This window comes from Nonomuraea turcica, assembly GCF_030718205.1.
GTDB lineage: Bacteria > Actinomycetota > Actinomycetes > Streptosporangiales > Streptosporangiaceae > Nonomuraea.
The window spans coordinates 1-1031 of record NZ_JAUZQF010000090.1 but is presented as its reverse complement, the minus strand read 5'-3'; the positions used below and the strand labels follow the sequence as shown (position 1 = coordinate 1031).

Genomic DNA, 1031 nt, shown 5'->3' with positions numbered 1-1031 from the left:
TGTCGCTTGCCAGGGAGAAGGGACCACCTGGTTGCCACGAGGAAGGGACCACCTGGTCGTGTAGTCGATCATAGTGATCTCCCTTGGCTCGTCCCCGCCGACACCCCGGTGACCGGCGCGTTCGCGGGCTGGATGGTGGGTCGCTGACGCATCCGGTAGGACTCGCCTTCGACGATGAGGACGTGTGCGGCCGAGACCAGCCGGTCGACGGCGGACTGGGCCAGCAGCGGGTCGGCCATCATCGCCAGCCACTCGCTGGGCTCGCGGTTGGAGGTCACCACGGTGGCGGCCTTGCGGTGGCGTTCCACGACCAACTCGTAGAAGTCGGCCGTCTCGATCTGGTCCAGCCCCTTGAGTGCGAAGTCGTCGATGATGAGCAGCTGCGTGTGGGCCAGGCGGCGCATCTCGGTCTCGACGCTGTTGTCGAGCCGGGCGGCCTTGAGTCGTTTGAACAGCTTGTCGGCGCGGGCCATGACGGTGCTGTAGCGGCGGCGGACGGCGATATGGCCGAGCGCGGTGGCCAGGTGCGTCTTGCCGGTGCCGACCGGCCCCAAGATCAGTGCCCCGTTGCTGCCGTCGATGAAGCGCAGCGTGGTCAGCTCGCTCCAGAGCTGCCGGTCGTAGCTGACGGCGGCGCTGTCGTCCCAGGTGTCCAGGCGCATGGCGGCGTCCAGCCCGGCGGCGCGGGCGCGCAGCGCGGCCGAGCCGGTCTCCCGGCGCGAGACCTCATCGGCCAGCACCAGTTCCAGGAAGTCGGCGTGGGCCAGGTGCTGCTGCTTGGCCAGGGCGAGGCGTTCGGGCAGGGTGTCGAGCATCTTGCCGAGTTTGAGCGCGCGCAAGACGGCCTTGAGGTCGGCGCTGATCGGGTCGCGAACCGACCGGCCGGGCCGGTCCGCCGCCTGGCCGGCACTCGACGCCGGCGAAGCGGTAGTGGTGCCCGTGGTGGCGGTCGTCATGATGGCCGCCTGGTGGTGTCGATGGCGCTGGGCGCGGCGGCGGTGATGTCAGCGGTGGCGGTGATGTCAGCGGTG

1 protein-coding gene is annotated in these 1031 nt (G+C 69.9%); it reads right to left on the bottom strand.

Going from position 1 to position 1031, the window contains the following annotated elements:
* Positions 1–68: 68 nt before the first annotated feature.
* Positions 69–956, bottom strand: a complete 888-nt coding sequence (gene istB / locus Q9G87_RS60330) for an IS21-like element helper ATPase IstB (protein WP_305925692.1) — start codon at positions 954–956, stop codon at positions 69–71.
* Positions 957–1031 lie beyond the last annotated feature (75 nt).